At 67.1% G+C, this 15274-nt stretch carries 13 protein-coding genes; 6 read left to right on the forward strand and 7 right to left on the reverse strand.

The window, feature by feature from the left end; translation table 11 throughout:
• Positions 1–11: 11 nt before the first annotated feature.
• The gene (locus ACIA8C_RS10475) at positions 12–1523 is read right to left on the reverse strand and encodes an MFS transporter (protein WP_397133119.1); all 1512 of its coding nucleotides are present in this window, start codon (positions 1521–1523) and stop codon (positions 12–14) included.
• Between the two features lie 126 nt (positions 1524–1649).
• On the opposite strand from ACIA8C_RS10475, the gene ACIA8C_RS10480 reads away from it, so the two are divergent.
• On the forward strand, positions 1650–2366 hold the full coding sequence (locus ACIA8C_RS10480) for a TetR/AcrR family transcriptional regulator C-terminal domain-containing protein (RefSeq protein WP_397133121.1): 717 nt from the start codon (positions 1650–1652) through the stop codon (positions 2364–2366).
• A gap of 5 nt (positions 2367–2371) precedes the next feature.
• Here the strand turns inward: ACIA8C_RS10480 and ACIA8C_RS10485 are convergent, their stop codons facing one another.
• Both ACIA8C_RS10485 and ACIA8C_RS10490 read right to left on the reverse strand, forming a co-directional pair.
• Entirely contained in the window at positions 2372–3319 is a 948-nt protein-coding gene (locus ACIA8C_RS10485; RefSeq protein ID WP_397133123.1) for a DNA-3-methyladenine glycosylase family protein, read from the reverse strand.
• A 361-nt stretch (positions 3320–3680) separates the two neighbouring features.
• Positions 3681–6515, reverse strand: a complete 2835-nt coding sequence (locus ACIA8C_RS10490; protein WP_397133125.1) for an FAD-binding and (Fe-S)-binding domain-containing protein — start codon at positions 6513–6515, stop codon at positions 3681–3683.
• 223 nt (positions 6516–6738) lie between these two features.
• On the opposite strand from ACIA8C_RS10490, the gene ACIA8C_RS10495 reads away from it, so the two are divergent.
• A complete protein-coding gene (locus tag ACIA8C_RS10495) occupies positions 6739–8619 on the forward strand; it encodes an ABC transporter ATP-binding protein (protein ID WP_397133127.1) in 1881 nt (626 codons plus the stop codon).
• Positions 8620–8949: 330 nt separating this feature from the next.
• Positions 8950–10161 (forward strand): NAD(P)/FAD-dependent oxidoreductase, encoded by a 1212-nt coding sequence (locus ACIA8C_RS10500; RefSeq protein ID WP_397133129.1) that lies wholly within the window; start codon positions 8950–8952, stop codon positions 10159–10161.
• 115 nt (positions 10162–10276) lie between these two features.
• Here the strand turns inward: ACIA8C_RS10500 and ACIA8C_RS10505 are convergent, their stop codons facing one another.
• The 3 genes from ACIA8C_RS10505 to ACIA8C_RS10515 all read right to left on the reverse strand — a co-directional run bounded on the left by ACIA8C_RS10505 (position 10277) and on the right by ACIA8C_RS10515 (position 12396).
• Positions 10277–11797, reverse strand: coding sequence for an alpha/beta fold hydrolase (locus ACIA8C_RS10505; RefSeq protein ID WP_397133131.1), 1521 nt, complete (start codon positions 11795–11797; stop codon positions 10277–10279).
• A 72-nt stretch (positions 11798–11869) separates the two neighbouring features.
• Positions 11870–12076: a hypothetical protein gene (locus tag ACIA8C_RS10510; RefSeq protein WP_397133133.1), complete on the reverse strand. Its 207-nt coding sequence runs from the start codon at positions 12074–12076 to the stop codon at positions 11870–11872.
• Complete coding sequence (locus ACIA8C_RS10515; protein ID WP_397133135.1) at positions 12076–12396, reverse strand: hypothetical protein; 321 nt, start codon at positions 12394–12396, stop codon at positions 12076–12078. Before ACIA8C_RS10515 ends, ACIA8C_RS10510 begins: the two co-directional genes overlap by 1 nt.
• A 347-nt stretch (positions 12397–12743) precedes the next feature.
• On the opposite strand from ACIA8C_RS10515, the gene ACIA8C_RS10520 reads away from it, so the two are divergent.
• From ACIA8C_RS10520 to ACIA8C_RS10530, 3 genes are all read left to right on the forward strand, one after another.
• The gene (locus ACIA8C_RS10520) at positions 12744–13652 is read left to right on the forward strand and encodes a helix-turn-helix domain-containing protein (RefSeq protein WP_397133137.1); all 909 of its coding nucleotides are present in this window, start codon (positions 12744–12746) and stop codon (positions 13650–13652) included.
• Between the two features lie 162 nt (positions 13653–13814).
• Positions 13815–14039: a DUF397 domain-containing protein gene (locus tag ACIA8C_RS10525; RefSeq protein WP_397133139.1), complete on the forward strand. Its 225-nt coding sequence runs from the start codon at positions 13815–13817 to the stop codon at positions 14037–14039.
• 232 nt (positions 14040–14271) lie between these two features.
• Positions 14272–14469: a hypothetical protein gene (locus ACIA8C_RS10530; RefSeq protein WP_397133141.1), complete on the forward strand. Its 198-nt coding sequence runs from the start codon at positions 14272–14274 to the stop codon at positions 14467–14469.
• A gap of 56 nt (positions 14470–14525) precedes the next feature.
• On the opposite strand, the gene ACIA8C_RS10535 is transcribed toward ACIA8C_RS10530, so the two are convergent.
• Positions 14526–15272: a succinate dehydrogenase/fumarate reductase iron-sulfur subunit gene (locus ACIA8C_RS10535; protein ID WP_397133143.1), complete on the reverse strand. Its 747-nt coding sequence runs from the start codon at positions 15270–15272 to the stop codon at positions 14526–14528.
• Between the last annotated feature and the right edge of the window lie 2 nt (positions 15273–15274).

Raw genomic sequence — 15274 nt, forward strand, 5'->3', positions numbered from 1 at the left:
ATTCGGTTGTCCTAGTTGACGAGTGCCGCCTCGTGCGGCGCATCCGCCGGTGCGGTCTTTTTGTTCCGCATGACGAACAGGGCGACGATCGCCCCGGCCAGGATTCCGACACCGCCCGCGATGAAGCTGACCGACATGGCAGTGGTGAACGCCTCCCGTGCCGTACCGAGCAACTCGGTATCGCCGGTGCCAGCGGCCAGCGCCAGCGCATCGCCGATCGAATGCCGGGCGAGCTCCGGGGTCGAGTCGGGCATGCTGCTGGTGAAGGTGCTGGACAGGATGCTGCCGAGTACCGCGATGCCGAGCGCGGCACCCGCCTGCTGAATGGTGTCGTTCAGCGCGGATCCGACACCGGCCTGCTCCGGCGGCACGGCACCCATCAGCGCGGCAATCGCCGCGGGCTGCGCGAGGCCCGCACCGGCGCCTAGCACCACCAGCGCGATGGACAGCACACCGAAACCGCTGTCCGCGGACAGACCGGCCAGCAGGCCGAGCCCGACGGTCGAGACGAGCATGCCGGTGACCGCCAGCGTGCGATTGCCGACCTTGCCGCCGAGACCGGCGCCAAGTCCGTTGCACACGATGGAGGCGGCCATCATCGGGATGAACGCCAGCCCGGCCTTGGTCGGCGAGTAACCGAGCACGAACTGCAGATACTGCGTCAGCACCAGCAGCAGGCCACCGTTGGCGACCTGGACGAGGGTCAGCGACAGGCTGCCACCGGCGAAGTCGCGGTTGCCGAACAGGTCGAGCGGAACCATCGGATGCTCGACGCGCTTTTCCCACACGATGAACGCGACCAGGCTGACGACGGCGACGGCCAGCGTGATCAGTGTGGACGCGTGATCGAAACCGCCCTTGGGGAATTCGATGATGGTCCAGACCAGCGCGATCATTCCGACCATTGACAGCACCGCGCCGGGCACATCGGGCTTGGTCCACGGCCCCTTGGATTCCGGCATCAACAGCAGCGCGGCGATGATGGCGACGGCCGCGACCGGAATGTTGATCAAAAACGCGGCGCCCCACCAGAAGTGCGCGATCAGCACGCCACCGAGCACCGGGCCGCCGACCAGGCCGAGCACCGAGGCGGCACTCCAGAAACTCATCGCCTTACGCCGCTCCCCGTCGTCGAACACGGTGATCAGGATCGACAGCGTGCTCGGCAGCACCAGCGCACCACCGATGCCCATGGCGGTGCGGGCCACGATCATTTCGATCGGGCTCGCGGCCAGCGTGGCGCCTAGTGAGGCGACACCGAACAGGGCGAGGCCGATCAGCATCACCCGGCGCCTGCCGAACCGGTCGGCGAGGCTGCCGGAGGTGAGCAGCAGGCCCGCGAAAACGAGGATGTAGGAGTCCAGGATCCATTGGATGTCCTGGGCGCTCGCGTGCAGATCCTCGGCCAGTGCGGGCACCGCGACGGCCAGCACAAAATTGTCGATGACCAGGACCAGCGTGCTCAGGCACAGCACGATCAGAATCCACCAGCGCTTCGGATTGCGGGTCTCACTCGCGTCCATCGGAAACTCTCTTCTCACGGTATTGCGTGCGTCGTTCTCTTGTTGCGAACACTGTACGCATGAATATTTGACGTTCGCAAGTGCGAACGTTGTGCGCTACGCTGGTGGCAACGGAAGGGAGTCGACGTGGCCGTCGAAAAGCAGCAGGTCGGATCGGTGTGGACGCGTCCGCGCAAGGGCAGGGAGCAGCCCGCGCTGACCAGGGAGCAGATCGTGGCCGAGGCCGTCGCTCTGCTGGATGCCGAGGGCATGGAGGCGCTCACCATGCGCCAACTCGGTGCCCGGCTGAACGCGGGCGCGACCTCGCTCTACCGGCACGTCGCCAACCGCGATGAGCTGATCGAGCTGATCGTCGACGAGGTCTACGGCGAGGTCCGGGTCCCGGTGATCGCGGATCCGTCGGCCTGGCGTGCCGCCGCCGAGGGATGCGCCGAGAGCCTGCGCGCGATGATCCTGCGGCACCCGTGGATGGCTTCGACCCTCGGCCAGGTTGGCCTATCCTATCTGGGCCCGAATGTCATGCGGTTCACCGAACTGCTGGTCGGCCTGTTCGAGGCGGGCGGATTTCCGGAGGACGAGACGAGCGACGCCATCAGCCTCGTCACCAGCTACGTGGTGGGCATGGGCATCAGCGAGGCGGCCTGGCTAGGCCTGTTGGCCCGCTCTGGGCAGACGGAGCACGAGATGGTGGCGCAGCTGCGCCCGGTCGCCGAGGAAGCGGCCAAGGATTACCCGAAGTCTCAGCATGCGAACTGGGACGCGGACCCCGCCGAGCAGCGCGACCGGAAGTTTCGCTATGGCCTGCATCGCATCCTGGACGGGCTCGAAGCGCGTCGGGGCTGACCTGCTCAGTGCCAGGTGTGATCGGTGAGCGGCGTGCGCGGGCCGAACTTCGGCTTGTGCGCCTGCCCGCTGATCTCGAGCAGCCGCACCGCCCGATAGCGGTGCGGCCGAAGCGGTTCCAGGTATTCGACCATGGTGTCGTCGTCGATCGGGTGGCCGAGCAGCGTCCAGCCGATGATGGCCGCGAGGTGAAAGTCGCCGACCGACAACGCGTCCGCGTCGCCGAACGCGCGCTGCGCGGTCTCGGCGGCGGTCCACACGCCGACCCCCGGGATCGTCCGGAGTCTGCGCGCGGCCTCGGCGGGGTCGACACCGGCCACCCGCTCCAAGGAACTCGCCACCCTGGCCGCTCGCACGATCGTCTGCGCCCGTTGCGGACCGACGTTGGCCCGATGGAACGCCCAGGACGGCACGCGCCGCCAGGTATCGGCCTCCGGCGGCAGCCGCAGTCCCTCCGGTGCCGGGCCCGGCGCGGGATCGCCGAACTGCCGCACCAGTTTTCGCCACGAGCCGCGGGCCGAGATGGTGTGTACCTTCTGCTCGAGAATGGCGGGCACCAGCGCCTCGAGGACCAGGCCGGTGCGCAACATCCGCAAGCCGGGGAAGCGGCGATGCGCCTCGACGAGCTTGGGATGGTCCGGCACGAATCCGTCCAGGTCCTCGTCCAGGCACAGCATGTGGTCGAGGCCGTCCAAGAATTCCTCGGCGCCGGGTCCCCAGGCATTGCCCTGGACCGCGCACGGTCCTGACTGCGTCAGCCGGTAGGTGACCGGCCCCGATGTCATATGCGAGGCGTGCCAGTGTGCGCCGTCGCGGGTCGTCTGATGGCACGGATCGCCGGCGCCGCGGCGCAGCGGGGCGATCGTGCACGCCAGGTCGATCGGGTGGTCGGACGTCACGGTCCTGGTCAGACCGGTTGGTTCACCTACCGGCTCGACCATCGCGTTACGCATCGGACCATTCTGCCCGATGGCGCGGCCCGGAATGCGCGCCAGTCCACTGCCGATCGAGAAACTGGTTGCGCACAACGCATTTCGCCGGTATCCGATACCGAATATGCATCATCGCAGGTACCCGGTATTTTGTAACGCTAAGAATGGATGTGGCGATATTCGTTCCGATCGGCAAACAGCTGGCAGTTCTTACCCACCCCGCCGGCTGCGCCGGCTACCGTCCCCCAGCGCCACATGGAGGTATCGAATGATCACCAACTTGCTCAACTGGTTGCTCGCCGCCTGGGGCGGCGTTTCCGCAGGCAGCTCGGGTTATCAGATTCCGCCGGGCACCCTGCCTTTCGGCAGCTGACCGAAAATCTCACTGCTCCAACAGGAGTTGGGCCAGGTGGCGGCTTCGGCGGCCGGCCAATTGGGCGGCCTGGGTTCGGCAGGAGAAGCCGTCCGCGAGGAAAGTCGACTCGCTATCGGCGGTACGCAGCGCGGGCAACATTCCGTTATCGGCTACCGCGACCGAAATGTCGTAATGGTCCCGCTGCATTCCGAAGTTTCCCGCGAGACCGCAACATCCGGTGATTTCAGTCACATTGATTCCCATTGTGGCTAATAACCGGCGATCGGCCTCGAATCCGAGAATCGCATGGTGGTGACAATGCGGCTGAACCACCACGGTTCGGCCCGGCCATTGTGGCGGCCGCCAGTCCGGTTGTTCGGACAGGAACTCGGCAAGCGTGCGCACCGCCCGTGCGGTCGCGGCGGCGCGCGGGTCCGCAGGCAGCAGTTCGGGCAGCTCCGACCGCAGCACCGCGGTGCAGGACGGTTCCAGCCCCACCACGATGCCGCCGGCCCGCACGTGCTCATCCAACGCGTCGAGCGTGGCGCGTAACCGGGCTCGGGCACCGTCCAACTGGCCAGTGCTGATCCAGGTGAGCCCGCAGCACACGCGGCGCGCGGGAATGCGCACCCGGTAGCCGAGCGACTGCACCAATTGCGCCGCCGCCATGGCTATCTCGGGATCGAACGCGTCGGTGAAGGTGTCGACCCACAGCATCACCTCCGGTCGATCCGCGCCGACTTCCGATGCGGTGGTTGGACGCTGGGCCGCCTCGCGTTCGCCCGCCGTGCGTGGCGCGACTCCGCCGAGATCACGCCACCTGCGGCGAAAGCTGCGCTCCGCCAGCCGTGGCACCGCGCGGCGCGGGTCGATACCCGCCGCGCGCAATCCGATTCGGCGCAGCACAGGGTTGTCCGCCAGCGCGTTGGCGACGCGCGGCATCCGGGTCGCCAACGCCAGCCAGCGCGGCAGCCACCCGAGCGAATAGTGATCGATCGGCCGTGGCCGGTGCCGGTATCGCCGGTACAGCGCCTCGGCCTTGTAGGTGGCCAGGTCGACGCCCGCCGGGCAGTCGGAGCGACATGCCTTGCAGGACAGGCACAGATCGAGCGACTCGGCGACCGCCTCGGACGACCACGACAGTGCGCCGCGGACCGCCTCCTGCAACACCCTGGCCCGGCCTCGGGTGCTGTCCTTTTCGTCCTTGGTGGCCAGGTAGGACGGGCACATGAAGCCACCGGTGGCGCTCGTGTCGGCGCGGCACTTGCCGACACCGACGCAGCGGTGCACCGCCGTGCTCAGCTCCCCGTGATCGTGTGGGAAGGCGAAGCCGCCGGAAGCGGGTATCAGCGGCAGCCCGGCCAGCCGTAGGTCGGCGTCGATCGGCCGCGGTTCGACGAGCACCCCGGGATTCAGCACCTCGGCGGGATCGAAAAGCGCTTTGTACCCGGCGAATACGTCGAGCACCCGGCGGGAGTACATGAGCGAGAGCAGCTCCGAGCGGGCGCGCCCGTCGCCGTGCTCGCCGGACAGCGAACCGCCGTGTCGCACCACAAGTTCGGCCGCGTCGAACAGGAAGCGCCGAAAGCGTTGCGGTGCGTCGGCGATGGGGAGATCGAGGCGCACATGGATGCAGCCGTCACCGATGTGCCCGTAGAGCAAGCCGTCCACACCGTGCTCGTTCGTCAGGTCGGCGAAATCGCGCAGGTAGTCGCCTAGCCGCTCCGGCGGCACCGCCGCGTCCTCCCACCCCGGCCAGGCGGGTTGCCCGTCCGGTGTGCGACCGGCCAGGCCAGCACCGTCCGCGCGGATGTGCCAGAGTGCCGCCGCGGCAGCGGGATCGGCGACGACGCGGGAGTCGAGCGCGTCGACGGATCGGCGCAACCGTTCGGCGACGGCCAGTGCCTCGGCGGGTGTGTCGCCCGCGGTCTCCACGAACAACCACCCGCCGCCGCGTGGCAATTCGGGAACGGTGCCGCGATGAGCGCGGACCGCATCGACCAGCCGCGCGTCGATGCCCTCGACCGCGGTGGGCTCGCAAGCCATCACCGCGGCGACATTGTCGGCGGCGGTGGCGATATCGGGGTAGCCGAGCACCGTCAGCACCGCGGCCTTCGGCAGCGCGACCAACTGGACCGTCGCGTCGAGCAGCAGGCCGCAGGTGCCCTCTGACCCGACGAACGCCTTCGCCACCGCCGAACCACGCTCGGGCAGTAGATGTTCGAGCCCATAGCCGGAGGCCTGGCGTTCGAAGCGACCCAAGTCGGTACGCAGCACCGCGAGATTCGCCATGGTGAATTCGGTCAGTCCCGGCAGCACCGACAGATCGTTGGCGAGCGTTCGCTCGGCACCTGTCCCGTCCAGGATCCGCAGTTCCCGCACCGTGTCCGAGGTGCGCCCCCAGGCCACCGCGCGCGGGCCGCAGGCGTTGTTGCCGATCATCCCGCCGAGGGTGCACCGGTTCTGCGTGGACGGATCCGGCCCGAACCGCAGGCCGTGCGGCCGAGCCGCGCGCTGCAATTCCGACAGCACGAGACCCGGCTGCACCCGGGCGACCCGCGCCGACGGATCGATCTCCAGGATCCGATTCAGGTGCCTGCTGAAGTCCAGCACCAGCCCGGGTCCGATGGCATTGCCCGCCACCGAGGTCCCGCCACCGCGCGCGGTGACCGACAGCCCGTGCTCCGTGGCGACCTCGAGCGCGACGGCCACGTCCTCGTCGGTGCGTGGAAAGACGACGGCCCGGGGCGGAACGCGATAATTGGAGGCGTCCGACGAATACTCCGCCCGTCGGCGCTCCGAGGCGTCGACCTCACCATCGAGCCTGCCGCCCAGCGCCGCCACCACCCGGTCCTTGGTCACCTCGCCAGCCTAGGCGCGGCGGCGAAAGTTTCGCTGTGCGCGGAATCGGGACCGGGCGGGAAACGACTTGCTCTGAACCTTTGTTGAGGTCTTAGTGTCGGTGCCGAAGGCTTTGATGGGTGGGGAGCGAGAGGAAGAAAAACGTGAGCGAGCGCAAGCGAGCGAACCAAGGACACAGCGTGCTGATGCGCGCGACGGAGCCGAGCGTCAGCGAGGCGGAGTCGTGAGTATCGAATCGGTGGCTTGGAGCCAGATGTACCGGCGGGCCAACGCGCCGCAGGAGCAGCGGCAATTCAGCCTGGCCACCGCTCGGCGCATTCTCCGGTTCGCCGCGCCACACCGGCGCCGGATCGGCGTGTTCCTGGTGTTCAGCGTCGTTTCGGCGCTGTTGGCGGTGGCGACACCGGTGCTGGCGGGTCGGGTGGTCAACAACATCATCGGTGGTTCGGCGCCCCGGGTCGTGGTCATCCTCGCGCTGATCATCGCCGCCCTTGCCGTCTTCGATGCCGTGCTCGGGTTGGGCATCCGCTGGCTGTCCTCGCGCATCGGCGAGGGCCTGATCCTGGACCTGCGTACCGCCGTCTTCGATCACGTGCAGAAAATGCCGATCGCCTTCTTCACCAGGACGCGCACCGGCGCACTGGTCAGCCGGTTGAACAATGACGTGATCGGCGCACAGCGCGCGTTCAGCGACACCCTGTCCGGCGTGGTCGCCAACCTGGTCACCCTCGCCCTCACGCTCGGCGTGATGCTCAGCATCTCCTGGCAGATAACCCTGCTCGCGCTGGTCCTGCTGCCGGTGTTCGTGCTGCCCGCCCGGCGGATGGGCAACCGCCTCGCCGACATGCAGCGCGAGGCCGCCAAGCTGAACGCCGCCATGAGCACCCAGATGACCGAGCGATTCTCCGCGCCCGGCGCGACGCTGGTGAAACTCTTCGGCCGTCCGCAGCAGGAATCCGGTGAGTTCGAGGTGCGCGCCCGCCGGGTGCGCGACATCGGCGTGCGCACCTCGATGCTGCAGACCATCTTCGTCACCTCGCTCACCCTGGTGTCCGCGCTGGCGGTCGCCCTGGTCTACGGGCTCGGCGGCTGGTACGCACTGCGCGGGCAGCTGGACGCCGGTGCCGTCGTGGCTCTGTCCTTGCTGCTTACCAGGCTCTACACCCCGCTGACCGCGTTGGCCAGCGCCCGGATGGAGGTGATGGCCGCGCTGGTGAGCTTCGAGCGAGTCTTCGAGGTGCTCGACCTGAAGCCGCTGATCGAGGACGCGCCCGACGCGGTCGCGGTGCCGGACGGACCGGTCGCCGTCGAACTGGACAACGTGACCTTCGGCTACCCGTCCGCCGACAAGGTGTCGCTGGCCTCGCTGGAGGACGTCGCGACCCTGGACACCCGCGGCGGCGTCGACGTGCTGCATAGCGTGTCGCTGCGCGCCGAGCCCGGCCAGCTCATCGCGTTGGTCGGCTCGTCCGGCGCCGGTAAATCCACTGTCGCCCAGCTGGTTTCCCGGCTGTACGACGTGGACGGCGGCGCGGTCCGGCTGAACGGCACCGACGTGCGTGACCTGACCACCCGGTCGATCAGGGCGACGGTCGGCCTTGTCACCCAGGACGGGCACCTGTTCCACGACACCATCCGGGCGAACCTGCTGCTCGCCCGCCCGGAGGCACCGGAGTCGGAACTGTGGGACGCGTTGCAGCGGGCCCGGTTACGCGATCTGGTCGAGTCGCTGTCGGACGGCTTGGACACCGTGGTGGGCGAGCGCGGCTACCGCCTCTCCGGCGGTGAACGTCAACGCCTCACCATCGCCCGCCTGCTGCTCAAGCAGCCGCGCGTGGTGATCCTGGACGAGGCCACCGCCTCGCTCGACTCCACCTCGGAAGCCGCGGTGCAGGAAGCACTCTCGGAGGCGCTGGCCGGCCGGACCGCGCTGGTGATCGCGCACCGCCTGTCCACCATCCGCGCGGCCGACCAGATCCTGGTGCTGGAGGACGGTCGAATCATCGAGCGCGGCACGCACACTGAGCTCCTGGCCGCGGAGGGACGCTACGCCGAGCTGTACCGCACCCAGTTCGCCGATGAACCGGTGACCGTGGCCGTCTGACCGAGGCCCGGTCCCCTGTTCGTCCGCGTCCGATCAGCTCCTGGCCGGGCGCGTGGGGATGAATCATGCGGCACAGCAAGCACACTCAGCTGGTGGCAGCCGGACTGCCCAGTCGTACCGCACTCAGCTTGTCGACGGACCAGCTCCGGTGCCTGGCCGCTCGGCTAGCGGCATCGGCTCGGCGACCCGGGTCGCTTCCGCGCGTCGGCGAATGAATTAAGAAATCGCACAGCGTCACCCGTCCCGACACACCGAATAGCAATACATTGGGATACGGCACGAGCCGACTCGGCACGCGTATGTTCCTTCTGCGGTCGACGAAGGCGCGCGATGAGCGAAAGGGCGGTAATGGCGGTCCAGCAGCCGAAAACGGCCGACGTGGTGATTATCGGCGGCGGCATTGTCGGCGTATCGACCGCTTTTCAATTGGCGAAGCGGGGTATCCGTGACGTAGTCGTCGTCGAACGCCAACAATTGGGGGCCGGTGCGACCGGGAAATCGGGTGCCCTCATTCGCTGCCATTACGCGAATGTGCCCGAGGCCCGCTTAGCTTATGAGAGCCTCCGCATTTTCCGCGCCTGGGACGATGAGGTCGGCGCGGGCTCGCCCGGCTTCGACCCGGTCGGCTTCCTTCGTCTCGTGATACCGGCGGACGAACCCCAGCTGCGCGCGAATGTCGCGGCGCAGCAGGCAATTGGGATCGAGACGAGCGTCGTCACCGCCGATGACCTGCGCGCGATCGAACCGCTGATCCGCGCCGACGACCTGACCGTCGCGGCGTTCGAGCCGGGTTCTGGCGTCGCCGATCCCAACGGCGCGCTCTACGGATTCGCCGAGGCCGCACGGGAACTCGGCGTGACGATACTGACCGAGACGCCCGTGACGGAGATCGTGACCCGCGGCGATCGCGTCACCGGCGTCGGCACCGCCGCGGGACTGATCTCGACCGGGGCCGCCGTACTCGCCGCCGGTGCGTGGTCCGATCAACTGCTGCGGCCACTAGGACTCGACTTCGGCCTGGTCCCGGTGCGCACCCAGGTGGTGATCTTTCGCTGGCCCGCAACGGTCGACCTCGGTCGCAAGCATCGGGTCATCGTCGACTCCACGCACGGCTCCTGGTTCCGGCCAGAGGCAGGCGCCGCAACGCTGGTCGGCGTCGGGTCGGCGGCCCGTCCGACCGATCCGGACGACGTCGATGAAACCATCGACGTCCCCGCGGTCGACCGCGCCAGAGCGGTGCTGGCGCACCGCTTCCCCGGTTTCGCCGCGGCGACGATGCGCGGCGGCTGGGCGGGCACCTACATGCGCAGCCCGGACGGCCATCCCCTCATCGATCAGGTCCCGGCCGTGCCCGGCCTGTGGGTGATGACCGGCGACAGCGGTACTTCTTTCAAGACCGCCCCCGCGATCGGCGTATGCCTGGCCGAATGGATCACCGACGGCGCTGCGAAGCTGGTCGATCTCGCGCCGTTCCGGTCGACCCGATTCGCCGATGGCCAACCCTGGACCGATGACAATCCCTACACGCTGCCGACGGTCTGACAGTTTCGCGCTGGATGCCCCGTCAACAGACTTGCCGATTTGATATTCGGTGCGATGACACGGAATTGGCCGCGAATATCGCGCAGAACCGTGGGATACCGATCGCCGAATTCGACTACTGGCTCGCCTGATCGGCATAGCAGGTCGTATCTTCGGCAGGCAGCGTCCCCGCACCGAAGTAAGTATTGATCGCGTCGTTCACGCAAGCACTGAGTCCCGGCCGAAATGTCATGTGAATACGCACATCCTGCAACGTGACCAGCCGCGAGCCGGACATGTCCTGATGAAGCCGAACCGCGTGCGCGTACGGCGTCCGCGGATCGCCGGTCGAATTCAGGATGAGCGCGGGCACCGCATTACGCACCACGGTCGCCGGTTCCACCGGTCCCGCCCAGAACGCGCACGGCTGAATATTGCCCGCCATCGCCCCGAACACCGGCTGCGTCGCCCGGGTCTCCTCGATGTTGCGCCAGTACCAGCCCGGATCCCGCGGCGCACCGACGTCTCCACAGGCGATCTGCGCCAACGTCGAATCCTCGCCGTCCCGCAACGACTCCACAATCGCCGCGAGCCAAGGGGTCCGCGCCTTTGTCGGCGGGCCGCCCGCCGCATCGGCGATTTCGCGCACGACGTCGGCCAGCTTCTCGTTCAGCCGGAAGTTCATCAGCATCCCGTGCAGCAGGAACGGCAGCCAGTGATCGTCGACCGCGAAGCCGTCGAACACGATCGGCTGCCGCGCCACACTCCGCACCAGCCCCTCCACCGTGGCCCGCACCTGCGGTGGCGTCGCGCCCAAGCGGTAGGTGTCATCCTTCGTCGCGGCCCAGGCCGCCCAGTCGTCCAGGGCCCGTTCGTCCGCCGGTCCCCAATCCTGAACCAGCCCTTCCCAATACCGGTCCGGATCGATCGCGCTGTCCAGCACGACCCGGCCGCTGCGTTCCGGGAACATCTGGGTGAACACCGCGCCGAGGTAGGTGCCGTAGGACAACCCGAAGTAGTCGATCTTCTGCTCGCCGAGCACGCCACGAACGATGTCCATGTCCCTGGCGGTATTGCGAGTGGTGAACTGCCGCATCATCTCCGGGTCGTGGACCAGACAGCCTGCGGCCATGCCCACCGACTGCACGGTGTCGTGCGCGAAGCCGAGCGGATCAAGACCCGCCGAGCGAATCATCTCGCCGACCGGCCAGCCGCACCGCGGACTCCGCCCCGACGACCCGACGCCGCGCGGATCCATCCCGATCAGGTCGTGCGTCGCCGTGACCTCCGGCGTCAGCACATCGCCGAGCAGATCGATACTGTCCAGTCCCTCGCCGCCGGGCCCGCCGGGGTTGGCCAGCAAAATCCCTTGGCGCCGAGCCGGATCGGTAGCTTTGACGCGGGATATCGCCACGGTCATGGTCCGGCCGTCGAGCCGCCCATAGTCGAGCGGGACCAGCACATCGGCACACTCGCCGCCCGCTTTATCCAGATTCGCGATATCGCACGGATGCCATGCCAACTGCTGGCCGTAGAACCGGTCCATGCCGACCGGTCGAGCCTCGTCGCCCGGCGCCGCATTGCTGTACACCGGCACCGCGGCGAGCATAGAAACCGCAACCACCGCCACCGACCGCCGGAACATCCGCACCAACACCAGACTCGCCTCTCACGTACCTACTTGCGCAGAGAACGGTAACTGATCGGCTCGGCATCGGTCAGGTGTAGCTCAGGACGGCAGCGCGCGCTCGTCGAGCACGCATCGCCCGGCCTCGACCAGTGTCGCCCGCGCCCGCCGCCGCACCCGGCACCGGTCGACGGTGCAATCCAGGTGCAACTGCATTGCCGCATGGGCTTGTTCGACGTTCAGCAGGCCGGGGTCGGTTCCGCAGGCCAGCATGGCGGCCACGTGCATATTCAGGTTGGTGAGTTGCATCAGGCGACCTCCGCCGGATGCGCGCCGACGCTCCATCGATGCCGGGTGGGATGGGGGCGTTCCTCCGGCCACGAGGACTGCCGCACCGCCATGCCGACCGCCTCCAGCGCGGTCAGCCCGACCTCGTCGGCCAGCTCGCCGACCAGATCGAGCAGCGTCGGCACCACCTCGGCAACCCGCAGTGCGGCAACGGCTTGCGCACACGTCAGGGTGCGGCCTGGGAGGTAGGAAACCACCCAGCTGCCGTGTCCGACGCTGCGCGCGCGATGCGCGGTGAGATCGCTGGTCATCAAGGACGACGCAATGACATGTACAGCCATGACTCCTCGTTCCTGCGGGCGACTCTTGCTGAGTGCCCGGAAGTTTCGAGGCGGAGACGCCGGGGAGGGCGTTCGATCCGTCCGGGCATACTTCCAGCACACCATTGTCCTGGGCACGAAACAACGCCCGCGATGGATATCCAAAGTTTTCGCGCGAATTCCCAGCACGAAAACCAGCCGGGAGGGGAGGATTCTCCATAGTGGACGAAAGAGCCCGCTGCCCAAGCGAAGTGACGGGGAACCGAGCTTGCTGGTTGCCCCCGGAAAACCACGGGTGAGCAGCCGAACACAGAACGGAGCGTGCTGTGTCAGCGAGTTCGGCAAGAGCGTCGACGAGTCCGGAGCGAATGTCCGGGTTCGACAGACCGACCGGTATCGAGAGCGCCTCCTCCACCCTGCCGCGCAGGCAGCTCGGCCGGTATCTGCGCGATTGGCGCACCCAGGCCGGGCTGACCATCGCCGAGGCCTCGCGGCTGATGGAATGGGGCGCAAGCACTTTGCAGCGCCTGGAGAAGGGGCAGGCCGATCGCATCCGCACCATCGACATCCAGGAACTGTGCCGCATCTATGGCATCGACGAGGAGCTGGCCGACGGCCTCAAGGGCCTGGCCCAGCAGGCGGCGGTCAAGAGCTGGTGGCATGCCTACGGCGACCTGATCCCGGAAAACTTCGATGTCTACGTGGGTTTGGAGGCATCGGCCCAGCAACTGAGTTCCTACCACTCGGAACTGGTGCTCGGTCTGCTGCAGACCGCCGAGTACGCCAGGGCGCTGCATCGTCTCGGCTATCCGGACGATTCCGAGTCGGAACTGGAGCGTCGCGTCCAACTGCGGTTGCAGCGCCAGGCCTTGATCACCAGACGGACGTCCCCCGCGAAGGTTGCCGTGGTGTTGCACGAATCGGTGCTGCGCCGCGTGGTCGGTGGCGTGAAAGTGATGGCGGCGCAGCTACGACACCTCGCGGATTTGAGCACCACCGACAATGTCTCGTTGCGTATTCTGCCGTTCACGGCGGGCATTCCGCTCGGCGACGCCACGGGCCCGTTCACCGTGCTGGAGTTCGGTACCGATGGCAAAGGGCAACCGGTCGAGCCGCCGGTGGTGTACGTAGAGGGTTTCACCGGAGATCTGTATCTCGAAAGACCCGTCGATGTGCAGCGGTACCATCGGGCACACGGGAGCCTCCAGCACGCCGCACTGGATATCCAAACCAGTCGCCAACTGCTTCGGCAGGTGTCGAAAGAGTTCGCGGTGTAAGTATCGATCTAATTGGGGCGCAATAGTTTACGTTCACTGCCTGGATGGCGCCGAGCGGATTCCTCGGTTGTCACGCTGGGTCAACAAAGGAGTTGTCATGAGCGAGCGTCAGCGAGTGAATCAAAGGCACAGCGCGCCGGTGCGCACGACGGAGGCGGCTTCGTGAGCATCAATAGTGGCGCGAATGTCGATCTGTCCGGCGCGACCTGGCGCAAGGCGGGCGAGGGCGAAGGCAGGGACAGCGTCGAGGTAGCCCTGCTGGCCGACGGCCACATCGGCCTGCGCGACGGCAAGAACCCGGACGGCCCGGTACTGGTCTTCACCCCCGCCGAGTGGGCCGCGTTCACCGCGGGCGTACACGACGGCGAGTTCGACCGCCCCGAATAGCTCGACCGGCCCGAATAGTTAGTAAGCCCCTGCCGCTTACAGTGCACCGGTCCAAGGGCTCTTGACCAACCGGACAACTGATCTCGAACGCACATGGGTAACTCACCGGGTACGGGCAACCGCCGTACGGCCTGACCGCCGGGCGCCCACGCAACCCGCTCCGCACCCGAGTCTGGCCTGAATACGCGGAGAGGCGGATTAGTTTGTATAACAATTGGGTAGACCACTCTTTGTGGACCGTGGGCTCAAAGGCTCCCACTCCCGGTACAAGAAATTGCGACCTGGTGATTGGGTTGAATGGCTGATCGTCGCGTTGCTGTTTGCCGTGACGACGGTCGGCCTGTTCATTCTCACCGGCTCGCTGATGTCATCGCTGGTCATCGGCTTGCTCGTCGGCATTGTCGCCGTCGGCGTGGTGGCCATGCTGTAAATGGATCTGCCCTCCGGCATCGCCGGAGGGCAGATCGTCAGCGTTGAAATAGCCGGTCAGCGGCGAAACAGCTTGTTGCCCAACCACACAAGCGGATCGTACTTTTGATCCGCCACGCGCTCCTTCATCGGGATCAGCGCATTGTCGGTGATCTTGATGTGTTCCGGGCAGACTTCCGTGCAGCACTTGGTGATATTGCACAGCCCGAGCCCCTGCTCGTCCTGGGCCAGATCGCGCCGATCCCCGACGTCCAGCGGATGCATTTCCAGCTCCGCGATCCGCATCAGGAACCGCGGCCCGGCGAACGAGGTCTTGTTCTCCTCGTGATCGCGCACCACGTGACAGGTGTTCTGGCACAGGAAGCATTCGATGCACTTGCGGAACTCCTGCGAGCGTTCCACGTCGATCTGCTTCATCCGGTAGTCACCCGGCTTGAGGTCCGCGGGCGGGGTGAACGACGGGATCTCCCTCGCCTTCTGGTAATTGAAGGACACGTCGGTGACCAGGTCCTTGATCACCGGGAAGGTGCGCATCGGGGTCACCGTGATGACCTCGGCCTCGGTAAAGGTGGACATCCGCGTCATGCACAGCAGGCGCGGGCGCCCATTCACCTCGGCCGAACAGGAACCGCACTTGCCCGCCTTACAGTTCCAGCGCACCGCCAGATCCGGGGCCTGGGTGGCCTGCAGCCGGTGGATGATGTCGAGCACCACCTCGCCCTCGTTCACCGCGACGGTGAAGTCGTGCAGTTCACCGCCGTCGAGGTCGCCGCGCCACACGCGGAATTTGGCGTCGTAACCCATCG

Origin of the sequence: Nocardia sp. NPDC051321 (assembly GCF_044455225.1) — a bacterium.
Taxonomy (GTDB): domain Bacteria; phylum Actinomycetota; class Actinomycetes; order Mycobacteriales; family Mycobacteriaceae; genus Nocardia.

Coding starts and splice junctions, on each gene's coding strand:
- ACIA8C_RS10515 (WP_397133135.1), bottom strand. CDS start 12,396: ATGGCTGTACATGTCATTGCGTCGTCCTTGATGACCAGCGATCTCACC.
- ACIA8C_RS10475 (WP_397133119.1), bottom strand. CDS start 1,523: ATGGACGCGAGTGAGACCCGCAATCCGAAGCGCTGGTGGATTCTGATC.
- ACIA8C_RS10510 (WP_397133133.1), bottom strand. CDS start 12,076: ATGCAACTCACCAACCTGAATATGCACGTGGCCGCCATGCTGGCCTGC.
- ACIA8C_RS10485 (WP_397133123.1), bottom strand. CDS start 3,319: ATGCGTAACGCGATGGTCGAGCCGGTAGGTGAACCAACCGGTCTGACC.
- ACIA8C_RS10520 (WP_397133137.1), top strand. CDS start 12,744: ATGTCCGGGTTCGACAGACCGACCGGTATCGAGAGCGCCTCCTCCACC.
- ACIA8C_RS10535 (WP_397133143.1), bottom strand. CDS start 15,272: ATGGGTTACGACGCCAAATTCCGCGTGTGGCGCGGCGACCTCGACGGC.
- ACIA8C_RS10500 (WP_397133129.1), top strand. CDS start 8,950: ATGAGCGAAAGGGCGGTAATGGCGGTCCAGCAGCCGAAAACGGCCGAC.